Source organism: Acidovorax sp. LjRoot66, from assembly GCF_964253305.1.
Classification (GTDB): domain Bacteria; phylum Pseudomonadota; class Gammaproteobacteria; order Burkholderiales; family Burkholderiaceae_C; genus Acidovorax.
In genome coordinates, this window is record NZ_CAXUQU020000001.1 from 2,123,754 (window position 1) to 2,149,181 (window position 25,428).

The 25,428-nt window shown below is 65.6% G+C and carries 23 protein-coding genes; 14 read left to right on the forward strand and 9 right to left on the reverse strand.

The features are described from left to right. Positions 1 to 128: 128 nt before the first annotated feature. Positions 129 to 1,775 carry a methyl-accepting chemotaxis protein gene (locus ACSQ3Y_RS09835; RefSeq protein WP_057265995.1) on the forward strand — a complete coding sequence of 549 codons (1,647 nt, stop codon included), beginning with the start codon at positions 129 to 131 and terminating at the stop codon, positions 1,773 to 1,775. A 155-nt stretch (positions 1,776 to 1,930) separates the two neighbouring features. On the opposite strand, the gene ACSQ3Y_RS09840 is transcribed toward ACSQ3Y_RS09835, so the two are convergent. After that, on the reverse strand, positions 1,931 to 2,956 hold the full coding sequence (locus tag ACSQ3Y_RS09840; RefSeq protein WP_057199671.1) for a LacI family DNA-binding transcriptional regulator: 1,026 nt from the start codon (positions 2,954 to 2,956) through the stop codon (positions 1,931 to 1,933). Between the two features lie 167 nt (positions 2,957 to 3,123). Between ACSQ3Y_RS09840 and ACSQ3Y_RS09845 the strand changes: the two genes are divergently transcribed. From ACSQ3Y_RS09845 to ACSQ3Y_RS09860, 4 genes are read left to right on the forward strand one after another with little or no spacing between them, the layout of a single operon-like run. Then, positions 3,124 to 3,660, forward strand: a complete 537-nt coding sequence (locus ACSQ3Y_RS09845; protein ID WP_369818130.1) for a gluconokinase — start codon at positions 3,124 to 3,126, stop codon at positions 3,658 to 3,660. Beyond that, positions 3,657 to 4,187 (forward strand): TRAP transporter small permease, encoded by a 531-nt coding sequence (locus ACSQ3Y_RS09850; RefSeq protein ID WP_436177139.1) that lies wholly within the window; start codon positions 3,657 to 3,659, stop codon positions 4,185 to 4,187. The genes ACSQ3Y_RS09845 and ACSQ3Y_RS09850 overlap by 4 nt, the downstream gene beginning before the upstream one ends. 5 nt (positions 4,188 to 4,192) lie before the next feature. Beyond that, positions 4,193 to 5,488 carry a TRAP transporter large permease gene (locus ACSQ3Y_RS09855; RefSeq protein WP_057199754.1) on the forward strand — a complete coding sequence of 432 codons (1,296 nt, stop codon included), beginning with the start codon at positions 4,193 to 4,195 and terminating at the stop codon, positions 5,486 to 5,488. Positions 5,489 to 5,544: 56 nt separating this feature from the next. Continuing rightward, on the forward strand, positions 5,545 to 6,558 hold the full coding sequence (locus ACSQ3Y_RS09860) for a TRAP transporter substrate-binding protein (protein WP_057199674.1): 1,014 nt from the start codon (positions 5,545 to 5,547) through the stop codon (positions 6,556 to 6,558). A gap of 101 nt (positions 6,559 to 6,659) precedes the next feature. Here the strand turns inward: ACSQ3Y_RS09860 and ACSQ3Y_RS09865 are convergent, their stop codons facing one another. The 3 genes from ACSQ3Y_RS09865 to ACSQ3Y_RS09875 all read right to left on the reverse strand — a co-directional run bounded on the left by ACSQ3Y_RS09865 (position 6,660) and on the right by ACSQ3Y_RS09875 (position 7,572). After that, on the reverse strand, positions 6,660 to 6,953 hold the full coding sequence (locus tag ACSQ3Y_RS09865; RefSeq protein ID WP_305746265.1) for a DUF4148 domain-containing protein: 294 nt from the start codon (positions 6,951 to 6,953) through the stop codon (positions 6,660 to 6,662). A gap of 77 nt (positions 6,954 to 7,030) precedes the next feature. Then, on the reverse strand, positions 7,031 to 7,324 hold the full coding sequence (locus ACSQ3Y_RS09870; protein ID WP_427999860.1) for a DUF4148 domain-containing protein: 294 nt from the start codon (positions 7,322 to 7,324) through the stop codon (positions 7,031 to 7,033). After that, positions 7,321 to 7,572 (reverse strand): hypothetical protein, encoded by a 252-nt coding sequence (locus ACSQ3Y_RS09875; RefSeq protein WP_428002065.1) that lies wholly within the window; start codon positions 7,570 to 7,572, stop codon positions 7,321 to 7,323. The genes ACSQ3Y_RS09870 and ACSQ3Y_RS09875 overlap by 4 nt, the downstream gene beginning before the upstream one ends. Positions 7,573 to 7,762: 190 nt before the next feature. Here ACSQ3Y_RS09875 and ACSQ3Y_RS09880 point away from each other — a divergent pair, with 190 nt between their 5' ends. Then, the gene (locus ACSQ3Y_RS09880; protein ID WP_436177140.1) at positions 7,763 to 8,200 is read left to right on the forward strand and encodes a CBS domain-containing protein; all 438 of its coding nucleotides are present in this window, start codon (positions 7,763 to 7,765) and stop codon (positions 8,198 to 8,200) included. Between the two features lie 76 nt (positions 8,201 to 8,276). On the opposite strand, the gene ACSQ3Y_RS09885 is transcribed toward ACSQ3Y_RS09880, so the two are convergent. The 4 genes from ACSQ3Y_RS09885 to ACSQ3Y_RS09900 all read right to left on the reverse strand — a co-directional run bounded on the left by ACSQ3Y_RS09885 (position 8,277) and on the right by ACSQ3Y_RS09900 (position 12,364). After that, the gene (locus tag ACSQ3Y_RS09885) at positions 8,277 to 9,098 is read right to left on the reverse strand and encodes an ABC transporter ATP-binding protein (protein ID WP_057265987.1); all 822 of its coding nucleotides are present in this window, start codon (positions 9,096 to 9,098) and stop codon (positions 8,277 to 8,279) included. Then, positions 9,095 to 10,033, reverse strand: coding sequence for a nitrate ABC transporter permease (gene ntrB / locus ACSQ3Y_RS09890; protein WP_057199677.1), 939 nt, complete (start codon positions 10,031 to 10,033; stop codon positions 9,095 to 9,097). The genes ACSQ3Y_RS09885 and ntrB overlap by 4 nt, the downstream gene beginning before the upstream one ends. A 54-nt stretch (positions 10,034 to 10,087) precedes the next feature. After that, a complete protein-coding gene (locus tag ACSQ3Y_RS09895) occupies positions 10,088 to 11,332 on the reverse strand; it encodes a CmpA/NrtA family ABC transporter substrate-binding protein (protein ID WP_057199678.1) in 1,245 nt (414 codons plus the stop codon). 405 nt (positions 11,333 to 11,737) lie between these two features. Beyond that, positions 11,738 to 12,364, reverse strand: a complete 627-nt coding sequence (locus ACSQ3Y_RS09900) for an ANTAR domain-containing response regulator (protein ID WP_057199679.1) — start codon at positions 12,362 to 12,364, stop codon at positions 11,738 to 11,740. A gap of 207 nt (positions 12,365 to 12,571) precedes the next feature. Here ACSQ3Y_RS09900 and ACSQ3Y_RS09905 point away from each other — a divergent pair, with 207 nt between their 5' ends. The 3 genes from ACSQ3Y_RS09905 to ACSQ3Y_RS09915 all read left to right on the forward strand — a co-directional run bounded on the left by ACSQ3Y_RS09905 (position 12,572) and on the right by ACSQ3Y_RS09915 (position 15,769). Continuing rightward, positions 12,572 to 13,732: a branched-chain amino acid ABC transporter substrate-binding protein gene (locus ACSQ3Y_RS09905; RefSeq protein WP_057199680.1), complete on the forward strand. Its 1,161-nt coding sequence runs from the start codon at positions 12,572 to 12,574 to the stop codon at positions 13,730 to 13,732. A 107-nt stretch (positions 13,733 to 13,839) separates the two neighbouring features. Then, complete coding sequence (gene cysC / locus ACSQ3Y_RS09910; RefSeq protein WP_235514206.1) at positions 13,840 to 14,361, forward strand: adenylyl-sulfate kinase; 522 nt, start codon at positions 13,840 to 13,842, stop codon at positions 14,359 to 14,361. Positions 14,362 to 14,635: 274 nt separating this feature from the next. Next, positions 14,636 to 15,769, forward strand: coding sequence for a hypothetical protein (locus tag ACSQ3Y_RS09915; protein ID WP_436177141.1), 1,134 nt, complete (start codon positions 14,636 to 14,638; stop codon positions 15,767 to 15,769). Between the two features lie 5 nt (positions 15,770 to 15,774). Here the strand turns inward: ACSQ3Y_RS09915 and ACSQ3Y_RS09920 are convergent, their stop codons facing one another. Then, positions 15,775 to 17,118 carry a phenylacetate--CoA ligase family protein gene (locus tag ACSQ3Y_RS09920; protein ID WP_436177142.1) on the reverse strand — a complete coding sequence of 448 codons (1,344 nt, stop codon included), beginning with the start codon at positions 17,116 to 17,118 and terminating at the stop codon, positions 15,775 to 15,777. Positions 17,119 to 17,196: 78 nt separating this feature from the next. On the opposite strand from ACSQ3Y_RS09920, the gene tsaD reads away from it, so the two are divergent. The 5 genes from tsaD to ACSQ3Y_RS09945 all read left to right on the forward strand — a co-directional run bounded on the left by tsaD (position 17,197) and on the right by ACSQ3Y_RS09945 (position 25,270). Further along, the gene (gene tsaD / locus ACSQ3Y_RS09925) at positions 17,197 to 18,246 is read left to right on the forward strand and encodes a tRNA (adenosine(37)-N6)-threonylcarbamoyltransferase complex transferase subunit TsaD (RefSeq protein ID WP_436177143.1); all 1,050 of its coding nucleotides are present in this window, start codon (positions 17,197 to 17,199) and stop codon (positions 18,244 to 18,246) included. A gap of 224 nt (positions 18,247 to 18,470) precedes the next feature. Then, positions 18,471 to 20,111 carry a bluetail domain-containing putative surface protein gene (locus ACSQ3Y_RS09930; protein WP_436177144.1) on the forward strand — a complete coding sequence of 547 codons (1,641 nt, stop codon included), beginning with the start codon at positions 18,471 to 18,473 and terminating at the stop codon, positions 20,109 to 20,111. A 112-nt stretch (positions 20,112 to 20,223) separates the two neighbouring features. Further along, positions 20,224 to 21,804: a bluetail domain-containing putative surface protein gene (locus tag ACSQ3Y_RS09935; RefSeq protein WP_436177145.1), complete on the forward strand. Its 1,581-nt coding sequence runs from the start codon at positions 20,224 to 20,226 to the stop codon at positions 21,802 to 21,804. Positions 21,805 to 21,916: 112 nt separating this feature from the next. Continuing rightward, positions 21,917 to 23,500, forward strand: coding sequence for a bluetail domain-containing putative surface protein (locus ACSQ3Y_RS09940; protein WP_436177146.1), 1,584 nt, complete (start codon positions 21,917 to 21,919; stop codon positions 23,498 to 23,500). A gap of 114 nt (positions 23,501 to 23,614) precedes the next feature. Next, positions 23,615 to 25,270, forward strand: a complete 1,656-nt coding sequence (locus tag ACSQ3Y_RS09945) for a bluetail domain-containing putative surface protein (RefSeq protein WP_436177147.1) — start codon at positions 23,615 to 23,617, stop codon at positions 25,268 to 25,270. The last annotated feature ends 158 nt before the right edge of the window (positions 25,271 to 25,428 follow it).

Genomic DNA, 25,428 nt, shown 5'->3' on the forward strand with positions numbered 1-25,428 from the left:
CTGGGGATGCCTGCCTTGCGCAAATGTTGTTTGCGCGATGGGGGCATTGCTTCTAGGATGTTTTTACCGCTGCAGGGTCGGATGGCCACAGACAGCGGGGACGAGATGGCATCCGTGGAGGGAATCCAATGCGCGTGAATCTGCCGGTCAGTACCCAAGAGTACGTTTTTCCCAAAGGCGAAACCCTGGTCTCCACGACCGATCTCAAGGGCCGCATCCTCTACTGCAATCCGATGTTCATCGAGGTCAGCGGTTATGAGAAGGAAGAACTCCTGGGCCAGCCCCACAACATGATCCGCCACCCGGAGATGCCCGAGGAGGCCTTCCGCGACATGTGGGAGACCATCGGCAACGGCCAGCCGTGGTCGGCAGCGGTGAAGAACCGGCGCAAGGACGGTAGCTTCTACTGGGTTATGGCCAACGTCACGCCGCTGATGCAGGGCGAGCACCCTACCGGCTACATGTCGGTGCGTACCGAGGCCACGCGCGATCAGATCCAGGCCGCCGACCGGCTCTACGCCACCATGCGTGCCGAGAAGGAGCGCGGCAGCCTGGTGCATGTGCTGCGCAACGGGCGCCTGGTCAAAAACACCGCCTGGGGCACCCTGGCGGCACGGCTTCAGTTCGGCCCCATGGGCAAGATGTGCCTGTGCCTGTTCGTCCTGGTGCTGGCGGCCTGGGGGGCTGCCGAGGTAGGCGGGCACAGTTTCTCGTTCGGTTCGGGCCTGGCGTGGGTGGGCGTGTTGGCGCTGGCGCTCGCCATGGCCTGGTACCTGCACCAGGCCACTGTGGCGCCGCTGTCGCAGATGCTGGGCTGGGCCAACCGCATGGCAGCGGGTGACCTCACGCAGAAGATCGAGGTCACGCGCGACGACACCGTGGGCAGCCTGCAGAAGGCGCTGTCGCAGCTCAACGTGAACCTGTTGTCCATCGTGCGCGACGCGCGCCAGGAGAGCGAGCGCATGCAGGTCTCCACGCGCGAGATCGCGCAGGGCAACCAGGACCTGTCGTCCCGCACCGAGACGCAGGCCAGCAACCTGCAGCAGACGGCGGCGTCGATGGAGGAGATCACCGGCACCGTCAAGCACACGGCCGAATCGGCGCGCCAGGCCACGGTGCTGGCAACGCAGGCGACCTCGGTGGCCGAGCGCAGCAACGAAGCGGTCGACGGCGTGGCCGAGACCATGAAGCAGATCCAGACCGCCTCCGGCCGCATCGGCGAGATCACCCAGCTCATCGACAGCATCGCCTTCCAGACCAACATCCTGGCGCTCAATGCCGCCGTGGAGGCCGCGCGCGCGGGCGACCAGGGGCGGGGCTTCGCTGTCGTGGCGTCCGAGGTGCGCAGCCTCTCGCACCGCACGCTGTCGGCCGCCAAGGAGATCCGCCAGCTCATCGACGACTCGGCCACCAAGGTGCAAGAGGGCCACCACAAGACCGACACCGCGCAAAAGACCATGGGCGAATCGCTGGAGCTGGTGCGCCGCGTGAACACGCTGATCGGCGAGATCCACAATGCCTCGAACGAGCAGCTCACCGGCATCTCCCAGGTCAACGCGGCCGTGGCCCAACTCGACACCATCACGCAGCAGAACGCCGCGCTGGTGGAGGAGAACGCCGCCTCGGCCATGGAGCTGCAGGGCCAGGCCCAATCCGTGACCGAGACGGTGGCGGTGTTCCGCCTTGATGCGTTGGCGCCCGCACAGGCCCACGACGCGGTGGCCTTGCGCAAAGCCATGAAGTCGTCGTCACAGCGCGCACTGATCTCCGCGTAGTCAGCCAGTTTCGTCCCCGCCTCCAAAACTGGCACGGCCAAAAGCCAGTGCCCCCGCGCAAGGGCCGCCCCGCCGCGCTGGGGGCGTCCCCCTCCCGAACCGCGCAGCGGTTCGAGAGAGGGGTGAAGGCGCGCAGCGCCTCAGGGGGTGTTTCTCTACGTGCTTTCGCGCACCGTCAATTCGAACCCCAGGTTCACCGAGTTGTGCTCGGGCGCCTCGCCGCGCATCAGTGCCAGCAGCATGTGCGCGCTGGCCTCGCCGATCGATGAGCGTGGCGTGCGCACCGTGGTCAGCGTGGGCAGCATCTGGTCGCTGCCCGCCAGGTCGTTGAACCCCGCCACCGCCACCTGGCCCGGCACGGCAATGCCCAGGCGCTGCGCGGCCAGCAGGCCACCTTGGGCCAGGTCGTCGTTGCAAAAGAAGATGGCGTCCACGTCGGGCCGGGTGCGCAGCACCTGCTCGAACAGCTCGGCCCCCAGGCGGATGGACGAGGGCTGGGCGCTGAGCAGTTCCAGGCGCGGGTCGTGCAGGCCGGCTTCTTTCAGGCAGCGGCGGTAGCCTTCGGCGCGCTGCATGGTGCGTGGGTCCAGTTGCGCCGCCACGAAGGCCACGCGGCGGCGGCCACGCTCAAGCAGGTGGGCCGTGATGCGGTGGCCCGCGTCCTGCTGCGAAAAGCCCACGCAGTACACGCCGGGCGCCGAGGTCATCTCCATCAGGTGCACGCAGGGCACGCCGCTGGCGGCAATCATCTGCCGTGCAGACTCGGTGCGATCAAAGCCTGTGACCAGCAGGCCCGCCGGGCGGTGCGCGAGGTAGGTGCGCAGCAACTGCTCTTCTTCATCGGGGTCGTAGTGGGTCACGCCGATCAGGGCCTGGTAGCCGTGCGGAAACAGGGTGCGGTGCACGGCGTCGAGCACGTCCACGAACAGCGCGTTGGACAGCAGCGGCACCAGCACCGGCACCTGCACGCTGCGCTGCGAGGCCAGTGCGCGCGCAGCCGGGTCGGGCACATAGCCCAACTGCTCCACGGCGGCCTTCACGCGCTGCACCAGTTCGTCGGCCACCCCGCGCTCGCCGCGCAGCGCGCGCGAGGCGGTGATGGGGCTCACGCCGGCGGTCTCTGCCACATGGCTGAGCGTGACGCGGCCACTGGAGCGGCGCCTGGGTTCGGGTCTGGACAAGGGTTTTCCCTCGGGTGATTGCGGCCTGATGGATTTAGGATAGCGCTGTCCAGGGGCAAGAGCAAGGCCAGCATGCGCAGTAGTGTGGCATTTTCCCCTGTGGCACCTGATTTTCACCTCATCCCGCCGGGATGTTTTTTTGAAGTTTGTTGGATAGCGCTACCAATATGAGTTCTTTGCCGTCATCGGTGTCATCACCGGTCTTTCTGGTGGTCATGGGCGTGGCCGGTTGCGGCAAGTCCAGCCTGGGCGCCGCTGTTGCCACGGAGCAGGGCCTGCCCCTGATCGAAGGGGATGACCACCACAGTGCCGCCAGCCGCGAGAAGATGCGCCAGGGCATCGCCCTGACCGACGCCGACCGCGAGGGCTGGCTGGCCGCGCTGGGCCAGTTGCTCCAGGATCACCCGCAGGGCGCCGTGCTCACCTGCTCGGCCCTCAAGAAGGCCTACCGCGACCGCCTGCGCGCCGCCTGCCCCGGCGTGCGCTTCGCCTTCCTCGAAATCGACCGGGTCCCTGCCGGCGAGCGCGTGGCGGCCCGGGTGAACACCCACTTCTTTTCCACCACGCTGGTGGACAGCCAGTTCGCCACGCTCGAATCGCCCGTGGGCGAGCCCGGCGTGCTGCGCCTGGATGCGCTCCTGCCCATCTCCGCATTGCAAGCCCAGGTGTCCGCCTGGCTTGCCCACCAGGAAGCCACCCCATGAGTGCCGACACCTCCCTCAACCCTCCTGAGCCAGGCCACAGGGTCCCCAGCCGCTTTGAAAAGGTGGCCCAGGTGCTGATGGCCAGCTGCCTGGGCGTGATGGCCGTGGCCGTCTTCGTCAACGTGGTGCTGCGCTATGGCTTTGGCAGCGGCATCGCCGCCAGCGAGGAGCTGTCGCGCCTGCTGTTTGTCTGGATGGTGTTCATCGGCGCCGCTGCGGCCTATCCCGCAGGTGAGCACATGGCCTTCACCAGCCTGGCCGGGCTGCTGGCGCGGCGGCCGCTGACCTTCGGCCTGCTCACCGCGCTCATCCGCCTGCTGGTGATCGCCGCCTGCGTGATGCTGGCCTGGGGTGCCTGGCAGCAGGTGGTGGTGGGCCTGGGCAGCCATTCGGTGGTGCTGGGCTATTCGGCGGCGCTGCTGCCGCTGCCCGCCCTTTTGTGCTCGGCGGCCATCGCGGTGATGGCATTCATCGAATTGATTCAACGCGTGCCACTGGACCTCGGTCACGGCGCGGAAGTGGAGTGACGGCCATGGGTCCCGAAGCACAGGCATTCATTGTTTTTTCGCTGGGCATGCTGGTGTTCATGGGCACGGGCATGAACATGGGCCTGGCCCTGGTGCTCACCGGTGCCGGCATGGCCTGGGTGCTCGATTTCTTCGACACGCAGTTGCTGGCCCAGAACCTGGTGGCCGGGGTGGACAGCTTTCCGCTGCTGGCCGTGCCCTTCTTCATCCTGGCCGGCGAGCTCATGAACTCCGGCGGCATCAGCCGGCGCATCATCGACATGGCGCAGGCCTGGGTCGGCCATATTCGCGGTGGCCTGGGCTACGTGGCCATCGGCGCGGCCGTGCTCATGGCCAGCATGAGCGGCTCGGCCCTGGCCGACACGGCGGCGCTGGCCACCATCTTGCTGCCCATGATGCGCCAGCAGGGCTACCCGATGAACACCTCGGCCGGGCTGATCGCCTCGGGCGGCATCATCGCGCCCATCATTCCGCCCTCCATGCCCTTCGTGATCTACGGCGTGACGACCAACACCTCGATCTCGGCACTGTTCGTCTCGGGCATCGTTCCGGGGTTGATGATGGGGGCGGGCCTGATCTTCGCTTGGCGCTGGGTGCTGCGCGGCATCGACCTGCCGCCAAGCCGCGCGCCGCTGCCCCTGCGCGAGCGCCTGCGCGCCACGGTCAAGGCGTTCTGGGCCATGCTCATGCCGCTGATCATCATCGGTGGCATGAAGTCGGGGGTGTTCACACCCACCGAGGCCGCCGTGGTCGCTGCCTTCTATGCCCTGGCCGTGGCCCTGTTCGTGCACCGCGAGATGCGCGTGCCCGAGATCTACGGCGTGCTGGTGCGCGCCGCCAAGACCACGGCCATCGTGATGTTCCTGTGCGCTGGCGCCCAGGTGGCCAGCTACATGATCACCCTGGCCGACCTGCCCACGGTGCTGACCGGCTGGCTCGGCCCGCTGGTGGAGAATCCGCGCCTCTTGATGGCCGTGATGATGATCGTGCTGGTGCTCATCGGCACGGCGCTGGACCTCACGCCCACCATCCTGATCTTTGCTCCGGTGATGCTTCCCATCGCCGTCAAGGCGGGGATCGACCCGGTGTACTTCGGCTTGATGTTCGTGCTCAACGGCGCCATCGGCCTGATCACCCCGCCCGTGGGCACGGTGCTCAACGTGGTGGCCGGCGTGGGCCGCATCTCGATGCACAGCGTCATCAAGGGCGTCAACCCCTTCCTGCTCACCTACGTGCTGATCCTGTCGCTGCTGGTGGTGTTCCCTCAGCTGGTGACGGCCCCCGTGCACTGGATGCGCTGATGGCGCCGCGCCCCTCTTTTTCCCTGCCTTTCTTTCCCTTGCCAATGGAGACAACCATGAAGACTTTCCGCCGTACCCTGCTGGCCGCCCTGTCGGTCGCCGCTGTCGCCGCCTCGTTCCAGGCAGCTGCCCAGGATTTCAAGCCGCGCATCATCCGTTTCGGCTACGGCCTGAACGAAGTGTCCAACCAGGGCCGCGCCACCAAGCTGTTCGCGCAAGAGGTCGAAAAAGCCTCGGGCGGCAAGATGAAGGTGCGCGCCATCGGCGCCGCCGCCCTGGGCTCGGACGTGCAGATGCAGCAGGCGCTGGTCGGCGGCGCGCAGGAGATGATGGTCGGCTCCACCGCCACGCTGGTGGGCATCACCAAGGAAATGGCGATCTGGGACACGCCCTTCCTGTTCAACAACGCCAAGGAGGCCGACGTCGTGCTCGACGGCCCCGTGGGCCAGAAGGTCATGGACAAGCTGCAGGAAAAAGGCCTGGTGGGCCTGGTGTACTGGGAGAACGGCTTTCGCAACCTGACCAACAGCAAGCGCCCGGTCACCAAGCTGGAGGACATGAGCGGCATCAAGCTGCGCGTGATGCAGAACAACGTGTTCCTCGACAGCTTCAAGACCCTGGGCGCCAATGCCGTGCCGCTGCCGTTCTCGGAGCTGTTCACGGCCCTGGAGACCAACACCGTGGACGGCCAGGAGAACCCCTACAACACCATCCTGTCGAGCAAGTTCTACGAGGTGCAGAAGTACCTCACGGTCACCAACCACGTCTACAGCCCCTGGATCGTGCTGGTCAGCAAGAAATACTGGGATGGCCTCTCAAAGGCCGAGCAGAAGGTGCTGCTCGATGCCGCCAAGAAGAGCCGCGAGTTCGAGCGCCAGGACACCCGCGACGAGGCCAACAAGGCGCTGGCCGACTTGAAGGGCAAGGGCATGCAGGTCAACGAACTGTCGTCTGCCGAAGCCAGCCGCATGCGCGAAAAGCTCGGCGCCGTGAACGCCAGCATTGCGGCCAACGTGGGTGAAGACCTGTGGAAGGAAGTGCAGGGCGCGGTGGCTGCGGCGCGCAAATAAGCCGTATTCGCCCAGATGGCAAAAGGCCGGAGCCCCTTGCGGGGCCCCGGCCTTTTTTGCAGGAGGCTGCCGTGCGGTCGGCAGACCCGCTGCCTGGCAGATTACATCGAGCCGAGTTCGCCCGAAGAGATCTTGCCCATGCGCACGGCGTCGGCAGCCTGGGCCTGCACGGCAGCGCGGTCGGCGGTCGATTGGTAAGACACCACGCGCGAGCCAGCGGGTTCGGTGCTGCGGGTCTTGGCCACGGTGGCGGCGTCGGCCATCACTTCGACACGGGTGCGGCTGGTCTCGAACTTGGTGGCGAACTGCGAAGCATCGGCTTCGTCAGCCTGGGCACCGAAGGAAGCGAAAGCGGCAACAGCGGCGATGGAGAGGAAACGTGCGGTGGTGTTCATGGTGAAACTCCTGTGAAATTCAAAAAATAGGGACGAGGTACTGGGGAATACGGGGCAATACGCCAACTGGATGCGAATTACAGTGCGCCGATTTCGCCGGAAGAGATCTGGCCGGTGCGCACGGCATCGGCGGCCTGGGCACGCACGGCAGCGCGGTCGGCCGTGGACTTGTAGGTCACCACACGCGAACCAGCGGGCTCGATGCTGCGGGTCTTGGCGACTGCGGACGCTTCTGCCACCACTTCGGCGCGGGTGCGGCTGGTGTCGAACTTGGTGGCGAATTGCGAAGCATCGGCTTCGTCGGCGTAAGCACCGAAGGAAGCGAAAGCGGCAACAGCGGCGATGGAGAGGAAGCGTGCGGTCGTGTTCATGATGAAAGTCCTTGAAGGTAAAAGCGTCTCAAAAAAACCGGAACGGCTGCGAAACAAATGAAGCTGCTGAACCGGGTTCGGTGAGTCGCCTTGCGGGTTCGGCTCATCGATGGGTTGAACTGTACGCCTGCGGTGTTCAGAGAAAAACCACTGAGTCGCAAACTAACTGTTCCGGTATCAGAAACAATCCACAGAGTTCCTGCGGTGCTCAGCTTGCTTGTTCCCGAGAGAGCCAGCGCGTTGAACATGGGTGTATCGTGCCGGGTTAACCCGTACCGGGGGTCTCGACGCGGTTTCGTTTCTTTTCGGTTTGTTTCGACCGCAGCGCAGTGCAACAGCGCAGAAACATCGGCGTGGAGTGCTTCGGCTTGCGCTCGTGGAGCAGATGGGCTGAAATGAGCCTGTGCCCCGTTCCACGTCTTTCAGAGGGAGGTTTCCATGACCGTCGTAGCCAAGATTCTCCAGTCCAAGCCTGACTCCACCGTGCACACCATCCGGCCCACCGATTCCGTGCTCTCTGCCCTGCAGCTCATGGCCGACAAGGGCATCGGCGCCCTGGTGGTCATCGAAGGGGACGCCATCGTGGGCATCTTCACCGAGCGCGACTACGCGCGAAAGATCGCGCTCCTGGGCCGCACCTCTGCCGCCACGCTGGCGCGCGACGTGATGACCAGCGCCGTGCGCTTCGTGCGGCCCGACCAGACCAGCGAGCAGTGCATGCAGATCATGAGCACCGGACGCCTGCGCCACCTGCCCGTGGTGGACGGCGGCAAGCTCGTGGGCATGATCTCCATCGGTGACCTGGTCAAGGACATCATCTCGGAGCAGAAATTCATCATCGAGCAGTTGGAGCAGTACATCTCCGGCGCGCACTGAGCATGAAAAAAGGCGTTGGCCACACAGGTCCAACGCCTTTGCGCAGGTGCCGCACCGGCGAGCCGGTGCAAGGTCTTCAAGCCGCTTTCTCGACGTGCCCCTGGCGCGTGTAGAGGAAATCGATCACCGCCTTGCGGTAGTGCACGTACTGCGGGTCTTCGGCCAGTTCCACGCGCTTGCGCGGGCGGGCCAGGTCGACCTGCAGCACCTCGCCGATGGTGGCGGCCGGGCCATTGGTCATCATCACGATCTTGTCGGACAGCAGCACGGCTTCGTCCACGTCGTGCGTGACCATCACCACGGTGCTTTGCGTGCGCGCCACGATCTCCAGCAGTTCGTCCTGCAGTTTGGCGCGGGTCAGGGCATCCAGGGCGCCGAAGGGCTCGTCCATCAGCAGCACCTGGGGTTCCATCGACAAGGCGCGGGCGATGCCCACGCGCTGCTTCATGCCGCCGGAGATCTCGCCGGGGCGCTTCTGGCCGGCGTGCGTGAGGCCCACCAGGGCCAGCGCCGCATCGGTGCGCGCCTTGAGTTCGGCCTTGCTTTCGCGGCCGCTGAATACGCGCTCCACCGCCAGGTAGACGTTGTCGAAGCAGGTCAGCCAGGGCAGCAGCGAATGGTTCTGGAACACCACGGCGCGCTCGGGGCCGGGGCCCTTGATCTCCTTGTTGGCGCACAGCAGGACGCCGGCCGTGGGCGTGGTCAGGCCGGCGATCAGGTTCAGGAGCGTGGACTTGCCGCAGCCCGAGTGGCCGATCAGCGCCACGAACTCGCCCTTGGCGATGGTCAGGTCGATCCCCTTGAGCGCGGGGAACAGGCCCTTGGCGGTCTTGAAGGTCTGCTCGACCCCTTGCACCTGGATGAACTTGGCCGATTGCGATGCGGTAGCGGTAGTCATGCCTTCACCTCTTCGAATGTGAATGCGGTGGCCAGCTTGATGAGCGCGAACTCCAGCGCCAGCCCCACGATGCCGATCACGAAGATCGCGATGATGATGTTCTTGACGTTCAGGTTGTTCCACTCGTCCCACACCCAGAAGCCGATGCCCACGCCGCCGGTCAGCATCTCGGCGGCCACGATCACCAGCCAGGCCGTACCCACGGCCAGGCGCACGCCGGTCAGCATGTAGGGCAGCACGGCGGGGAACAGGATCTTGGTGGCGATCTTCCACTCCGAGAGGTTGAGCACGCGGGCTACGTTCATGTAGTCCTGCGGTACGCGCTGCACGCCCACGGCGGTGTTGATGATCATGGGCCAGATGGAGCAGATGAAGATGGTCCAGATGGCGGCCGGGTTGGCGCCCTTGAACACCAGCAGGCCGATGGGCAGCCACGCCAGCGGCGACACCGGGCGCAGCAGGCTGATCAGCGGGTTGAACATGCGCGACAGGAAGTTGAAGCGCCCGATCACGAAGCCCGCGGGGATGCCGACAATTGCCGCCAGGCCGAAGCCCACGGCCACGCGCTCCAGCGACATCAGCACGTTCCAGCCCACGCCCTGGTCATTGGGGCCATTGCGGTAGAAGGGGTTGCTGAAGATCTCCAGGGCCTGCGCCCAGGTTTCCAGCGGGCCGGGGATGCTCTTGCCGGTGGTGGTAGATACCACGGCCCACACGCCGATCAGCAGGCCCAGGCCGCACAGCGGTGGCAGCACGGCCATCCAGAAGGCGCGTGAAAGTGCCGCCCAGTCGCGGGGCGCGCGCTGGGCAGGAAGGGGCCTGGCATCCGCTTCCTTGCGGGCCTCGTTGTGGCTGGCCGCAATGCGCGCAGGGGCCGCAGCGGGGGTATCGGCCGGCAAAGCGGCGGGAGGGGAGTGGAAGACGGCACTGACCATGGTGGATCTCCTGTGCAGGTGGCAATGGGGGGCGGTTTGGGTGGCTCTGCGGCCTCAGGCCTTGATCTTGAAGCCGTCGGCGTACTTGGCGGGGTCCTTGCCGTCCCAGACGACACCGTCCATGAGCTTGCTGGTCCGCATGGCGTCCTTGGGCACATTGATCTTCATGGCGCTGGCCACCGATTTGTACAGATCCACCTGGTTGATCTGTTTGGCCACGGCCAGGTAGTCGGGGTGGCTCTTGAGCAGGCCCCAGCGCTTGTGCTGGGTCAGGAACCACATGCCGTCGGACAGGTAGGGGAAGTTCACCGCACCATCGTTGAAGAACTTCATGTGGTTGGGATCGTCCCAGGTCTTGCCCATGCCGTTCTGGTAGCGGCCCAGGATGCGCTGGTTGATCGCGTCCACGCTGGTGTTGATGTAGGCCTTCTGGGCCACGGTCTCGGCCATCTTCATCTTGTTGGACAGGCTGGCGTCGATCCACTGGCTGGCTTCCAGAATCGCCATCATCACGGCGCGCGTGGTGTTGGGGTTCTTCTTCACGAACTCGGCGGTGGTACCGAGCACCTTCTCGGGGTGGTCCTTCCAGATGTCCTGTGTGGTGTTCGCCGTGATGCCAATGCCATCCATGATGGCGCGGTGGTTCCAGGGTTCGCCCACGCAGAAGCCGTCCATGTTGCCCACGCGCATGTTGGCCACCATCTGCGGTGGCGGCACGGTGATCAGCTTGGCGCCCGACAGCGGGTTGATGCCTGCGGCGGCCAGCCAGTAGTGCATCCACATCGCGTGCGTGCCCGTGGGGAAGGTGCCGGCAAAGGTGTACTCGCGCTTTTCCTTTTCCATAAGCTTGGCCAGGGAGGGGCCGTCCACGGCGCCCTTGTCCGCAATCGCCTTGGACAGCGAGATGGCCTGCCCGTTGTTGTTCAGGCTCATCAGCACGGCCATGTCCTTCTTGGGGCCGGCCGTGCCCAGGTGCACGCCGTAGACCAGGCCATACAGCACGTGAGCGAAGTCGAGTTCACCGTTGACCAGCTTGTCGCGCACGCCGGCCCAGCTGGCTTCCTTGGTGGGGATGATGGTCACGCCGTACTTCTTGTCGAAGCCCAGCACCGAGGCCATCACCACGCTGGCGCAGTCGGTCAGCGGGATGAAGCCGATCTTCACTTCCTTCTTCTCGGGCGCATCGGAGCCCTGTGCGTGAACAAGAGCGCGCAGGGCTGGGCTCACGCCCACGGCGCCCACGGTGGCTGCCTGCAGCACGGTGCGGCGGTTGAGACTGGTTTTGAGCAGATCGGTCATGGGGCTCCCCTGGTGGCGTGAAAAACAAAAAAGGCGTCCCCCCGGCGCTCGGGCTGCTGCAACTTCACAAAGAAAGTCACGCAGCGCCGAGCGCGGGTGGGACGCCTGTGTCCGGTGGCGAGAGGTACCTGCCCGCCATTGGGTAGGAGCCTCTCATCGAAGACCGTCGTTGGTCTTGATCAGTTCATGCAAGCCCTGTGCCAGCTTTCCTGTGCACCAACCTGCTATTCATTCAATAGCATGCTGGTGAATGCGGTAGAGGGGCTTTGCAAGCTTGCACCACAAGATGGCAGGCCGGTGGCAGTGGTGCAGGCTGCACGCATCTTGTGCGGTGCACCATTCCGGCTCCGAAAATAGGTGGCGTGCTGCGCGGCGGGGCGTCGGCGCAGGATGCGCCGCAGGCGGTCAGCCCAGCAGATCGGCCACGTCGAGCATGCGCTGGGCCACGTCGGCCAGCTTGAGGCCCTTGTCCATGGCCGTCTTGCGCAGCTTTTCATAGGCGGCCTGCTCGCTCAGGCCCTGGCGCTCCATCAGCAGGCCCTTGGCGCGGTCGATGGTCTTGCGGTCCTTGAGCTCGGTCTTGGCGTCGGCCAGTTCGGCGCGCAATGCCTGCTCGTGCTGAAAGCGTGCCATTGCCACATCCAGAATGGGGCGGATGCGCTGGGGCGCCAGGCCCGCCACGATGTAGGCCGAGACGCCGGCGGCCACGGCCGCCTTCACGTGCGAGGTGTCCTCGTCATTGGTGAACATGACGATGGGGCGGCGCTCGTCGCGCGTGGCCATCACCACATGCTCCAGCGCATCGCGCGCCTCGCTCTCGGCGTCCACGATGATGAGGTCCGGCTGCAATTGCGCCAGGCGTTCGCTCAAAAACACGTCGGCCGGCAGCGTGGCCACCAAGTTGAAGTTGTTTTCCAACAGGCCGATGCGCAGCGCCCGCGAGCGCTCTGCCTGCAGCAGGGCATGCTCGTCGTCGGGGTCGGCGACCGCCAGATCGGGGGCAACCACCACTATGCGCAAGGCCTCATTCATGCCTTCAGCATAGCAAGATTTACGCCACAAATTGGTGCGCCGGGCTGGTGCGCGGAGGGTGTCTACCCTTGCTTGCGCGGCTGTGCCCCTTTCAGGGCCTGAAACTTGCTAATAGAGTGTGTATTGGGAGGGCATACCCGATAGCGCCTCTTGGCGGCGTCGCATATACATCCGGTCACATTGACATACAGATATGGAGTTTCCTGCATGAACCAGCCCATCGACCGGCGCCGATTTTCGGCCAGCCTGGCCCTCACCGCCGTGGCCACCACCGCCTTGTTGGCGGGCTGCGGCAAAGTGCCCGACACCATCAAGATCGGGGTCGCCCAGCCCCTGAGCGGGCCCCTGGCCGCCCTGGGGCAGGACTTGCTCAACGGGGTGAACCTGGCCGTTGCCGAGCTCAACAAGGGCGGCTACACCGTGGACGGCAAGCGCGTGACGCTGGAGGTGGTGTCCGTGGACGACAAGGCCGACGCCGCCACCGGCAAGACCGTGGCCCAGCAACTGGTGGATGCCGGTGTGGTGGCAGTCATCGGCCACCTGAATTCGGGCGTGAGCATCGAGACCGCGCCCATCTACGCGGCCAAGGACATCCCGCAGATCGCCATCTCCACCAACCCCAAGTTCACGCAGCTGGGCTTTCCCACCACCTTCCGCATGGTGGCCAACGACACCCTGCAGGCGCGCGCCATCGGCTCGTTCGCCGCCACGCAGCTGGGCGCCAGCCGCTATGCAGCGCTGGACGACGGCACCCCCTACGGCAAGGGCCTGGCCGACGGCGCTGCCGAGCAGCTCAAGGCCGAGAAGAAGGAAGTCGTGGTGCGCAAGTCCTTCGACGACAAGACCACGGCCTTCGACGCCCTTGCTGGCGAACTCAAGGCGGCCAAGGTCGAGGTGATCGTCTCCACCCTGAATGACTTCCAGGCCATTGCCCTGCTGGAGGCGCTCAAGAAGGTCGACCACACCAAGGTGCGCCTCCTGGGCGGCGACACCATCAAGACCACCGACATGGCCAAGGGCGCCGGCATCGTGGAAGGCATCTACGCCACCTCGCCCGTGCTGGAGGCCAAGGAGTTCACCACCGGCAAACCCTTCCTCGAAAAGTACGTGGCCGAGTTCAAGAAGGCACCGGCCTATGGCGGCCACTACAGCTACGACAGCACCTACGTGCTGTCCGCCGCGATCCAGAAAGCCAAGTCCGCCGCCCCCAAGGACATCACCAAGGCCATGCACAGCATCAACGGCTACGCACCGGTGATCGGCACCATGACCTGGGACGACAAGGGCGAGCAGCGCTACGGCGCCGTGGGCGTGTACGAGCTGCGCGGCGGCGGGTGGGAACTGCGCATGCGCTCGGACCGCTGGTAAGAACGAAGGCCAGGGAGACGCCTGCTCTTTTTTGGGTGCTGGACGGAGCCGTGGCTGGCATAGTAGGAGGTGGATCATTTCCCGACCTACCCAGCCCGGAGCCCTGTTTGAACCCCCTCGTCTACTGGATCACCGGCCTGCCCGCCGCAGGCAAGACCACCCTGGCCACCGCGCTGGCCCAGGCCATCAACCAGGCCGGCGGCCGGGCCTGCGTGCTCGATGGCGACGAGCTGCGCAAGGGCCTGTGCTCCGACCTGGGGCTGTCTGCCGCCGACCGGGCCGAGAACATCCGGCGCGCAGGCGAGGTGGCGCGGCTGATGGCCCACAACGGCATGACCGTGGTGTGCGCCTTTGTTTCCCCCTTCGAGACCGACCGCCAGCGGGTGCGCGCCCTGTTTGCTCCCGGTGAGTTCCATGAAATTCACCTGAGCACTTCGGTGGATGAGTGCGCCCGGCGCGATCCCAAGGGCCTGTATGCGCGCGCCAGGGCGGGGCTGATCACCGGCCTGACCGGCCTGGATGGTGCCTATGAGGCGCCGCTCGCCCCCGAGTCGCAATACGACACCCAGACCACGGCGGTGGCCGCCATGGTGCAGCAATTGCTGGCGGCGCGCACTGCGCGAGCCTGACCCAGGCCGCGTATCCCAGCCCAGGCGGTCGGCAGGTGTTGCACGAATCTTTACAGGAACTTCCCTGCCGATTGCCCCTCTGAGCCTCGCCACGCCCGTATGGCGGGACAGGGCCGCGTCTTGGTGTGCGGCATGTCCTACAGGGCGTAGTGGTTGAAGGTTATTGTTTATAACTGAATGGGTGGGCGCCCGCTGGGCGCTTTTTGCTGGCTGTCTGGTTTTGCCTGGAGTGGTGTCGATGCGGTTTCTGGTTGTCTTGTGTCTTTCTGCGGTGGTGTCTCTGGCTCACGCTGCCAATTTCGTTTCGCTTCACCAGTCGCCGCTGCGCATCGCGCTGCCCCCTGCCGCCGGCAGCTACGACTACACCTTCAATACCAAGATCGGCTTCAAGCAGCAGTACGCGCCTGAAGGCGTCACGGGCTGCGCCATTGGTTACTCCACCGGGGGCTGCGCCTTCCCGGGCGGCGGATCGCTGGCCTTGCCCGAGTTCACGGGTTACCAGCTGCAGTACAAGGAATTCAAGATCTACATCCCTGCGGGCAGCCGCTCGTTCATGTTCTCGGGCTATGCGCCGCAGGCCACCGAGTCCGCCTTCGCCCTGCGTTACGGCTCGGCGCCAGTCCGTGAAGCGGCCCTGGGTACAGCGGAGTACCAAGCCGTCAAGAGCACCGAACAGATCGACTCCACGTTCTCGCGGCTGGTCAACGAGCCTGCCGCCGACCACCTGGTGGTGCACGATGGCGGTGGCACGGTGCGCTTCGTGGGCGGGCAGCTCGATGCCAGCAAGGGCAGCACCAGCCAGGGCAACTGGCTGTATGTGCGCCAGCTGAGCGGCACCCCGCTGTACGACATCCAGGGCGCGATCGACGTGGACTTGGCAAAGTACGCGGCTGGTTACGCGGCGATTGTCTGGACCACCTCGACCTACCCCGACCCGGTCGATGCGCCCAGCCCCGCCACCGGCACCGTCAGCACCACCGACCAGCAGACAACTGCGGCAACCACGACCACTGCGTCGGCCTCTGTCGCAACGCTTGCAACGGCGGTGCTGTCCACTGACGGCCAGCCCCTGCAACTGGGCATCACCCTGGCGCAAACGGCGGCAGATGTGGCGGCCAACCCCAAGATCAGCGCCTGGGTGGCTGCACGCATCCCCGCCAATGGCCAAAGCTTCCTGTCCGACCTGTGGTTCTTCCGCAAGGGCGACGGCACCTGGGCCAGCCAGGTGCCGGCCGATGCGGAGGCCGTTGCCTTCGCAAGCCAGGTGGCGAACACCGCCACGCTCCGGTTCACGCCCTCGCTGGACTTCACGGAGGCGGAAATGCGCGCGGTCAATGCCGAGGTCCATTTCGGCTACAAGACCAGCACGGGCGCGTTCGTGAGCAAGGGCAAGATCTGGCCGCAATAAGCCTTTCAACGGGTTGAGGGGGGTGGTTCGAAGGCGCGGTCCACGCGCTCGAACTCCTCGCGCTTGCGCCCCGGCGGCCAGTCGATGCGGGCCAGGTGCTCCACGTGCAAGGGCAGGTCGGCCAGGCCATTGGCGGCGAACACCGCACGCACGGCGGCCTGCTCGTCTGCCGTGAGCGCACGGGGCGCCTCGATCTGCAGCTGCAGCGTGCCGTCCGTGTACTGGCGCATGCGGAAGGCGCGTATGGGCTCGATGTGGCCCAGCTCGTCGCCCAGAAAGGGCATGGGCATCAAGCCCTTGTCGGTCTGTACCTGGTGCCGGGTGCGGCCCCCCATGCGCGCGATCACGGGCAGCACCATGCCGCAGCTGCACGGCGCACCCCACTCGGCGATGTCGCCCAGCTCGTAGCGCAGTATGGGCATGGCAAAGCTGTGCAGGCTGGTCACGAGTACGCGGCCTGGTACGCCCACGGGGCAGGGCTTGCCCTCTCCATCCACGATCTCCATGAGGGTCGTTGCGCCCAGCAGGTGCAGGTGGTCGTGCACCGGGCACTGCAGCGCGATCCAGCCGGTCTCCTCGCACGAATAGCGGTCGATGATCCTCGCGCCAAAAGCCTGCAGGCACAGCGCCCGCTGGCCGGGCGTGACCCGTTCGGATTGCGAGATCACCTGCCGGATGGGCAAGTGCACGCCCCTCGCCAGCGCCAGCCGCGCCAGCTCTGCCGCAGCCATCGGGCTGCACTTGAGGTAGTCGGGCCGGTGCGCGAGCAGCCAGTCCAGGTGCGACTCCATGCCATGCTGGGTGATGTTGCGCACCACGCAGGGGCCGCGCAGGCCCAGTGCGGCGTACATGTCGCCCCAGCTGTCGCGCGTGCCGTCGGTGAGGCCGGTGCCCAGCACGGCAATCTTGCGCGCTGCATCGCGCTGGTGCCATTGGGCCTCCATCCAGGAGATGGCGGCATACAGGGGCGAATACATGGCGCTGGCCTTTTCCACACGCACGGGCTCGCCGGTGGAGCCCGAGGTGGTCGATGTGGCGATGCCCGCCTCCTCCAGGCCGGGCCAACGTGCGCGTGCCTGGGCAAAGTGCGTCTGCAGGTCTGCGCGGGTGAGCAGCGGCAGGCGTGCCAGCACTGCACCGGGTGAGGTTTCGGTGGGCCACCCAGCTGCCTCCAGCCGCTCGCGCCAGAAGGGCGAGTGCTGGTGGGCATGGCGCATCAGCGTGTGCAACTGGCGCTGCTGCAGGGCCTGGTACTCCGCAGGTGCCACGCGCTCCCAGGCCCGCACCTGCTGGGCCAGGAGCAGCATCTGCGCTGCCTGGGGGGAATGGAAGTGGAGGACGTCGGCCATGGGGGTGAGGCTTGCAATGCGTGGGGTTGTCCGATTGTGGCGCCTTGCCTCCAGGGCAGGCCCTCTACACTCGGGGCCATGACGTTGTTGATACTGGGCATTGAGTCTTCCTGCGATGAAACCGGCGTGGCCCTGGTGGAAACGCGCGTGGAGGGCCAGGTGCCCGCACTGCTTTCCCACGCGCTGCACAGCCAGATCGAAATGCACCAGGCCTATGGCGGCGTGGTGCCCGAGCTGGCCAGCCGCGACCACATCCGCCGCGTGCTGCCGCTGGCCAGCCAGGTGCTGGCCGAATCCGGCAAGAGCCTGGCCGACGTGGACGTGGTGGCCTACACCCGTGGCCCGGGCCTGGCCGGCGCGCTGCTGGTGGGTGCCGGTGTGGCATGTGCCCTGGGCGCCGCTTTGGGCAAGCCCGTGCTGGGCGTGCACCACCTGGAGGGGCACCTGCTCTCGCCCTTTTTGAGCGCCGATCCACCCGAGTTCCCCTTCGTCGCGCTGCTGGTGTCCGGCGGCCACACGCAGCTCATGCGCGTGGACGGCGTGGGCCGCTACGAGATCCTGGGCGAAACCATCGACGACGCGGCAGGCGAGGCCTTCGACAAATCGGCCAAGCTCATGGGCCTGGGCTACCCGGGCGGCCCCGCGCTGTCGAAGCTGGCCGAGCAGGGCGACGCCACGGCCTTCAAGCTGCCACGCCCGCTGCTGCACAGCGGCGACCTGGATTTCTCTTTCGCGGGGCTCAAGACCGCCGTGCTCACGCAGGCGAAAAAGCTCGGTGATGAACTCGAAGCGCGCAAGGCCGACCTGGCCGCGAGCACCGAGGCCGCCATCGTCGACGTGCTGGTGAAGAAAACCCTGGCCGCCCTCAAGCAGACCGGCATGAAGCGCGTGGTCGTGGCCGGCGGCGTGGGTGCCAACCGCCACTTGCGCAACCAGCTCAACGAGGCCTGCGCCAAAAACAAGGTGCGCGTGCACTACCCCGAGCTGCACCTGTGCACCGACAACGGCGCCATGATCGCCATGGCGGCTGCCATGCGGCTGGAGTCGGGGCAGCAGCAGGCCAGCACCGAGTACGCCTTCGATGTGAAGCCGCGCTGGCCGCTGGATTTGATCACGGCTGCGGCCTGACCGCTGGCCCCGGCGTGCCCCCGTGGGCGGCGCTCTGTTCGTGCGTTCCGCGTGGTCTGTGCTGCCCCAGCAGCGGGCCCGGCCTTTGGTGTCGAAAAGTTTCATTGTGACGGCGGGCACACCCTGGTGAACGGCTGCGGCTTACGCTTGCCGCATCAATCACCACCGCGCGGGAGGGTCCGATGCCGGCACAAATTTCTGGATCGTATGCAGAGGCTTCGGCGTTGTTCCGGGTTTTCTACGACGCGTCGCCCAGCCAAAGCACGTACGAGTATTTCGCCCAGACGATCAACGCAACCGGCGCCAACCCGGTGGCCCGCGCATTCGCGTCGCACGCCCAGTTCCAGGACCTGACCGAGGGCCAGTTGTCCACCATGCTGCTGGCCCGCATGGGCCTGCTGCCCAAAGCCCCGTTGCAGGCCGAACTGACGAACTACCTGGCCACCGTCGGCAAGGCCAACGTGGGCATTGTGGCCTTGCAACTCGGCCAGATTCTGTCGGGCCTTGAAAACGCCACCGGCGACCTGGCCGTCTACGCACCTGCCGCGTTGCGCTGGAACAATGAACTGGCGGCTTCCCACCTCTACTCCAGCAACCCCGCGACCAACCGGGGGGCCGATCTGACGTACATGCCCGGCACCGGGGTCACCCTGTCGCTGACCGAGGGGAACGATGTCCTGTCCCCGGAGGCCACGCAACGCCAGTTCCAGACCACGGGCAACCACGACACCATCCTGGCCCTGTTGCCCGGCCAACTGGGCAGCGCAGACTCGATCAAGGACGGCGCTCGCATCGACAAGGACGTGCTGAAAGCCGCACTGGCGGCGGGGGAGCGGGTGACGCCTGCGTTGCAGTACATCGAAAAAGTGATGATCACCGCGGGCGCTGCGGCCCAGTTCGACGCCAGCCGGTCCACGGGCTTGCAGGAGGTGTGGGTGGATTCCGCTGCCGGGGCGGCCAGCTTGTCCGGCCTGGACCTGCGCACCACGGTGGGTGTCCAGAACTCCCAGGCCGGGGGGCCGTTGACGGTCAGCTATGCGGATGCCTCCGGTCCGTCGGACACCGCCAGCATCGACTTCGCCGGAGCCTCCGGTGCCGACGAGGTCATCATCACCGGCGGTGTGGAGAACATCAAGGTCAACAGTTCAGCGGGCAGCGTGGCTGGCGCTGCGGCCAACAGCGCCAGGCTGACCGCCCCATCGGCCGAGCAGATCGTGGTGACCGGCGGCCAGGCCCTGAACATCGCCGTGGACGGCGCCCATGTGGCGGTGATCGACGCCACCTACATGACCGGGGCCCTGGGCCTGACCTTCGCCACCACGGGCCTGACCTCGGTGGGCATCGCCGCAGGCAGGGGGGCAGACACTTTCATCATCAACGACGCATCGGGGGCCCGGGTGGTCATCGAGGCGGGCGATGGCGCAGATACCGTCACCATCGGTGCCGGCAATGCCCACCGGATTGCGCTGGGCGCTGGGGCGGATGTGCTGAACATCGCGGGCCTGGCAGGCGTTGCCGCCCGTGACCTGGAGGTCGGCACGGCCGCCGCGCTGGGCCGCTCTGCCATCGAGGTGACCGACTTCCTGAGCGGTACCGACATGATCCAGCTGACCAGCGCAACGCCCACGGGCAAGGCCGCCCCCAGCGCCGCACAGCTGGCCAGCATCACTGCATCGTCCTCGCTGCTGACCGCTGCAACCCTGGCCGCCACCACGGCGGGCGCCAACAAGGCCATTGCCTTCCGGTATGGAGCAGATACCTACATCCTCGTGAACGATGGCGCCGCCGCGCTGGGTGAGAACGACAGCCTGGTCAAGCTGACTGGCTTGACTGCCTTGGCCGATGCCTCGTGGACCTCGGCCTGATGGTTGCCCCCAACCACCCCGGCCGCGTGGTGTTTTCACGTGATCGCCTGAATTCACGCCTGCAGGGCTTTGCTCTGCACTCTGGACATGCCTGCCTTTCCTGGAGCTTTTGATGACAAAGCACGTTTTCGATGAGCCTTACGTCGCCGCGACGATCCTGAACCGCGTGTTCAATGACCAATCGCCTCAGCCTGCGGTGTACAACAACCAGGTGGTGATGGCCACGTCGATCGGACTGAATGCATTTGCGCTGTCATTTGGCGCCGCCTATGCCGGCCTGACGGAAGACCAGCTGTCCACCAGGCTGCTGGGCAACCTGGGCGTGCTGCCCAATGCGGGCCTGCAGGTCGCCGTGCGGGACTACCTGGTTTCCGTGGGCAAGGCCAATGTGGGCATCGTGGCCCTGCAGCTGGGCCAGATCCTGTCGGGGCTGGAGCAGGCCACCGGCGACCAGGCCGTGTTCAATGTAGCAGCCGTGGCGTGGAACAAGGAACTGGAGCTCTCATACGCGTTCTCCACCGACCCTGCCAATGATGCGAGCGGGCCACCTGAGAGGGACGATCAATCCGTCACCGGCGTCACCTTGTCGCTGACGTCCGGTGACGATGCGATTTCGCTCACGGCTCCCGAGGCCAAGTTCAAGAGCACAGCCAACAACGACACCTTCCTGGCAGTCATTGCGGGCTTCCTGTCGAGCGCCGATGCCATCGACGGGGCTGCGGGGGTCGATACCTTGAGGGCGACCCTGGCCGCCGGTGCCACGGTGGCACCCATGCTGCGCAGTGTCGAAAAGGTCTATGTCACTGCGGGGGCGGGCGCTGAATTCAGCGCGGCTCGGAGCACTGGTTTGGTCGAGCTGTGGATCAATGGCCCAGATGCCTCCGCCACGTTCTCTGGCGTGGACCTGGGGACCACGGTGGGTATCCAGAACTCCGTCGCGGGCGGTGGCGCCTTGACCGTGAACTTCGCGAATGCCTCCGGCCCCGCGGACGCGGCCACCATCGCACTGGCCCATGCGGCGGGCAATGGCGAAGTCATCGTCTCGAACATCGAAACCCTGAGCGTGAGAAGCACGGGTACGTCCTCTGGCACCTTGGTCAACAGTGCTCGAATCACCGCGGCCCAGGCGGAAAAAATGGTGATCTGGGGCGACCAGGCCCTGACCACTGCGGTGACCGGCGCCCGGGTGTCCGTGATCGATGCAACGGCGCTGACCAAGACGCTGGGCCTGACGCTCGCCGGCACCAGCGGCGTTACCGTGGCAGTCAACGCCCAGGCCGCCCACAGGATCACCCTGGGTAAAGGGGCTGACACGCTGAAAATCACCGGCCTGGCAGGTACCGAGGCCAAGGACATCAACCTCGGCACGTCGGCCACACTGGCTGCTTCGGCCATCGAGGTGTCCGGCTTTGCCAGCGGCATCGACGCGATCCGGCTGGACGCCGCCAGGGCGACGGCCAAGGCGGCACCCGGTGCCACGGAACTGGCCAGCATTGCTGCATCGGCCTCGCTGCTGGAAGCAACGGCCCTGGCCGCCACCACCGCAGGTGCCAACAAGGCCCTTGCCTTTCGCTACGGTGCGGACACCTACATCCTGGTCAACGACAGCGTGGCCGCACTGGGCGCCAACGACAGCCTCATCAAGTTGACCGGCGTTGCGGCGCTGGCCGATGGCTCCTGGACCTCGGCCTGATGGCCCGCCCAAGCCACCTTGGCCGCGCGGTGCCGCCATGCGCTGGCCTGAATTCTGAACCGCAGGGCTTCACCCCGCGCTGCGCACCTGTTTGCCTTTTGGGAAGCTTTTGATGGCACAAAATTTTCTTGATGAACCCTATGTCGTCACGACGATCCTGAACCGGGTCTTCAATGACCAATCGCCTGCCTACGCGGTCTACAGCAACCAAGTAGCAATGGCTACTTCGGTGGGTATCAACGCGTTTGCCCTGTCATTTGGCGCCAGCTTCACCAGCCTGAACGAGGACCAGTTGTCTACCAAGCTGCTTGGCAACCTGGGCGTGATGCCGAATGCTGGCCTCCAGACTGCCTTGCGGGACTACCTGGTGTCCGTGGGCAAGGCCAGCGTGGGCATCGTCGCCATGCAGCTCGGGCAGATCCTGTCGGGGCTGGAGCGCGCCACGGGTGATCAGGCAGCATTCAATGCCGCTGCAATGGCATGGAACAAGGAACTGGTGGATTCCTACAAAGTCTCCAGCAACCCTGCCAATACCGGTCCCGCTGTGGGGACGGGTGAGCCGGACCCCGCCACGTTGAGCGTCACCCTTTCCTTGACCTCCGGTGACGATTCGATATCGCCTGCGGCTACCGAGGCCAAATTCAAGACAACGTCCAACAACGACACCCTGCTCGCAAGCACTGCAGGCTTTCTCTCGACGGGCGATTCCGTCGATGGCGCAGCCGGTACCGACTCCCTGCGGGCCACCTTGGCGGCGGGCAGCACGGTGGGCCCCGCGCTGAGCAACATCGAGAAGGTCTACATCACCGCAGGGGCAGGCGCTGAATTCAGCGCGGCTGGCACCACGGGCTTGACTGAGCTGTGGACCAATGGCGCAAGTGCCTCTGCCACGTTCTCTGGCGTGACCCTTGGGACCACGGTCGGGATCCAGAACTCCGTCGCGGGCGGCGCCTTGACCGTGAACTTCGCGAACGCCAACGGCCCGGTGGATGCGGCCACCTTCGCGCTGGCCGATGCCACGGGCAAGGACGAAGTCATCATGGCGAACATCGAAACCCTGAGCGTGAGAAGCACAGCCGGTACGATTGCGGGCACCACGGTCAACAGCGCCCGAATCACCGCCGCCCAGGCTGAAAAAATTGTCATCTGGGGCGACCAGGCCCTGACCACCACGGTGGCTGGCGCTCGGGTGGGCGTGGTCGATGCCACGGCGCTGACAAAGGCCCTGGGCCTGACGCTCGCTGGCACCAGCGGCGTTGCCGTGGCGGTCAATGCGCAGGCCGCCCACAAGATCACCTTGGGTGACGGCGCTGACACACTGAAAATCACGGGCCTGGCAGGCGATGCGGCCAAGTACATCAACCTCGGCACATCGACCACGCTGGCTGCTTCGGCCATCGAAGTAGCCGGCTTTGCCAGCGGCATCGACTCGATCCAGCTGGATGCTGCCAAGGTAACGGCGAAGGCGATACTCGGCGCCACGGACCTCGCCAGCATCGCAGCATCGGCCTCGCTGCTGGACGCAACGGCCCTGGCCGCCACCACGGCGGGCACCAACAAGGCCATTGCCTTTCGCTACGGTGCGGACACCTACATCCTGGTCAACGACGGCGTGGCTGCACTGAATGCCAATGACAGCCTCATCAAGCTCAGCGGGTTGAGCATATTGGCGGATTCTTCCTGGGGTGTCGCCTGACCAACCCATCAACCATTGCTGCTGCGTTGGCGTCGGCGTAGCGGACCTTTCCTCTGAGCGCGCCTGCGGTAGACCTCGTGATTTTATTGCCCCTCAAGGGGGCTGGAGCTTGAGATGGCCTTGCAACTTTCCAACAACCAGGCGGGTGTCCTGGCGCTGAACCGTGGGCTCAGCGACCGGTCGCCAAACTACGACGCCTACAACAACATGCTTGCTGCTGCGCAAGAGAATGGGCTAGATGGATTTGCATTGCAGTGGGGCAGCGGGTACAGCGGTCGGTCGGAAGATCTGATGTCCACCGTGTTGCTGACCAATCTTGGACTGCTGCCAAATGCTGGCCTGCAGTCCGCGTTGAGGGACTACCTGGTCGTGGTGGGCAAGACCAACGTGGGCATTGTCGCCGTGCAGTTGGGGAGCATCCTTTCGGGGCTGGAAGGCGCCACAGGCGACCAAGCCATCTATGCGGCCGCAGCGGCGCGATGGAACAGCGAACTGGCTGCTTCGCATGCCTATTCCAGCAACCCCGCAAACGGAATGGGACTTATAGGAAATCCCTACTTCAATGTGGGTACAGGGACCACGCTGACAGTGACCAACGGCGTGGATGTCCTGAGCGGCACCTTGTATGACGACGTTTTTCTGGCTCCTGCACCTGGGCTGCTGGGCTCTCCGGACATTCTCAACGGCGGGGGGGATGGCGGACGCGGGGACATGCTCATGGCCACGCTGGGCGGGGGTGAAGCCGTGGCGCCCAAGCTCTATGGCATTGAAACGGTCATCATCACCGCAGGCGAATCCGCCCAGTTCAGTTCTGCCAATGCAAACGACATCAGGATGTTGTGGGGGGATGGGGCTACGCGCCCAGCCACGTTTGCAGACGTCAGCCTGAAGACCACCGTGGGCGTGCAGAACTCCCTGTCCGGCGGACCGCTCACCGTGAAGTTCGCGGGCGCCTCCGGCCTTCTGGACTCAGCCAACATCGTGCTGGCCGATACGACGGGACTCGACGAGGTGATCGCGCCGGGCATCGAGCTACTGTTGGTCCGTAGCTCTGCCGGCAATGTGGCAACCACCACCAACAACACCGCCAGGATCACGGCCGATGCTGCCGAGGAAATACGGATTTGGGGTGACCAGGCGCTGACCACCACCGTGACCGGCTCCCATGTGGAGGTCATCAATGCAACCGGGCTGACAGGGGCCCTGGACCTGGCGTTCACCACCACAGGAAGCACGCCGGTGGGCATCATCGGTGGCACGGCGGGCGACCGGATCAACGTCAACGAGGCTTCCGGTGGCAGAGTGGCCATTGACGCGGGTGCGGGTGACGATACCGTCATCGTCGGAGCCGCCAATGCCCACGAGGTCACCCTGGGCCGTGGAAGCGACACGTTGACGATCGTGGGTTTGGCGGGCGCCACCGCCCGCGATCTGGACACCAGTTCGGACGCTGCGCTGGGCCGGTCGTTCATTCGCGTGACGGATTTCGAAAGCGGGGCCGATGTGATCCGTCTGTTCGGTTCTGACTCGACGGCCAAGGCAGCCCCTGCCTCTGCGCAATTGGCCAGCATTGCGGCGGCGTCCTCGCTGCTGGACGCAACGGCCCTGGCAGCCGCCACGGCAGGTGCCAACAAGGTCATCGCTTTCCGCTACGGTGCCGACACTTACATCCTGGTGAACGATGGCGTCGCTGCGCTGGGTGCCAATGACAGCCTGGTCAAGCTCACAGGCGTGGCCGCGTTGGCCGATGCTTCATGGACCTTGGCCTGATCGGGTGCCAAAGGGCTTCGGCTGCGCAATGCGATCCTTTGTGTCTGGGTTGCCGCCTTTTCTAGCAGTTCCAGCCCTGACCCCTGTGAGCTGAGGCAGCTTTGGTTTCAAAAAGTTTCTTTGTGACCGCCGCCACACCTTGCTGGCGGGGCGCACCT

What these genes read in the sequence shown, in the direction of transcription:
- ACSQ3Y_RS09865 (WP_305746265.1), bottom strand. Translation starts at nt 6,953, where the DNA reads ATGAACACCACCGCACGTTTCCTCTCCATCGCCGCTGTTGCCGCTTTC.
- ACSQ3Y_RS09845 (WP_369818130.1), top strand. Translation starts at nt 3,124, where the DNA reads ATGAGTTCTTTGCCGTCATCGGTGTCATCACCGGTCTTTCTGGTGGTC.
- ACSQ3Y_RS09895 (WP_057199678.1), bottom strand. Translation starts at nt 11,332, where the DNA reads ATGACCGATCTGCTCAAAACCAGTCTCAACCGCCGCACCGTGCTGCAG.
- ACSQ3Y_RS09870 (WP_427999860.1), bottom strand. Translation starts at nt 7,324, where the DNA reads ATGAACACGACCGCACGCTTCCTCTCCATCGCCGCTGTTGCCGCTTTC.
- ACSQ3Y_RS09855 (WP_057199754.1), top strand. Translation starts at nt 4,193, where the DNA reads ATGGGTCCCGAAGCACAGGCATTCATTGTTTTTTCGCTGGGCATGCTG.
- ACSQ3Y_RS09885 (WP_057265987.1), bottom strand. Translation starts at nt 9,098, where the DNA reads ATGACTACCGCTACCGCATCGCAATCGGCCAAGTTCATCCAGGTGCAA.
- tsaD (WP_436177143.1), top strand. Translation starts at nt 17,197, where the DNA reads ATGACGTTGTTGATACTGGGCATTGAGTCTTCCTGCGATGAAACCGGC.
- ACSQ3Y_RS09880 (WP_436177140.1), top strand. Translation starts at nt 7,763, where the DNA reads ATGACCGTCGTAGCCAAGATTCTCCAGTCCAAGCCTGACTCCACCGTG.
- ACSQ3Y_RS09875 (WP_428002065.1), bottom strand. Translation starts at nt 7,572, where the DNA reads ATGTTCAACGCGCTGGCTCTCTCGGGAACAAGCAAGCTGAGCACCGCA.
- ACSQ3Y_RS09920 (WP_436177142.1), bottom strand. Translation starts at nt 17,118, where the DNA reads ATGGCCGACGTCCTCCACTTCCATTCCCCCCAGGCAGCGCAGATGCTG.
- ntrB (WP_057199677.1), bottom strand. Translation starts at nt 10,033, where the DNA reads ATGGTCAGTGCCGTCTTCCACTCCCCTCCCGCCGCTTTGCCGGCCGAT.
- ACSQ3Y_RS09940 (WP_436177146.1), top strand. Translation starts at nt 21,917, where the DNA reads ATGGCACAAAATTTTCTTGATGAACCCTATGTCGTCACGACGATCCTG.
- ACSQ3Y_RS09905 (WP_057199680.1), top strand. Translation starts at nt 12,572, where the DNA reads ATGAACCAGCCCATCGACCGGCGCCGATTTTCGGCCAGCCTGGCCCTC.
- ACSQ3Y_RS09835 (WP_057265995.1), top strand. Translation starts at nt 129, where the DNA reads ATGCGCGTGAATCTGCCGGTCAGTACCCAAGAGTACGTTTTTCCCAAA.
- ACSQ3Y_RS09860 (WP_057199674.1), top strand. Translation starts at nt 5,545, where the DNA reads ATGAAGACTTTCCGCCGTACCCTGCTGGCCGCCCTGTCGGTCGCCGCT.
- ACSQ3Y_RS09935 (WP_436177145.1), top strand. Translation starts at nt 20,224, where the DNA reads ATGACAAAGCACGTTTTCGATGAGCCTTACGTCGCCGCGACGATCCTG.
- ACSQ3Y_RS09900 (WP_057199679.1), bottom strand. Translation starts at nt 12,364, where the DNA reads ATGAATGAGGCCTTGCGCATAGTGGTGGTTGCCCCCGATCTGGCGGTC.
- ACSQ3Y_RS09945 (WP_436177147.1), top strand. Translation starts at nt 23,615, where the DNA reads ATGGCCTTGCAACTTTCCAACAACCAGGCGGGTGTCCTGGCGCTGAAC.
- ACSQ3Y_RS09850 (WP_436177139.1), top strand. Translation starts at nt 3,657, where the DNA reads ATGAGTGCCGACACCTCCCTCAACCCTCCTGAGCCAGGCCACAGGGTC.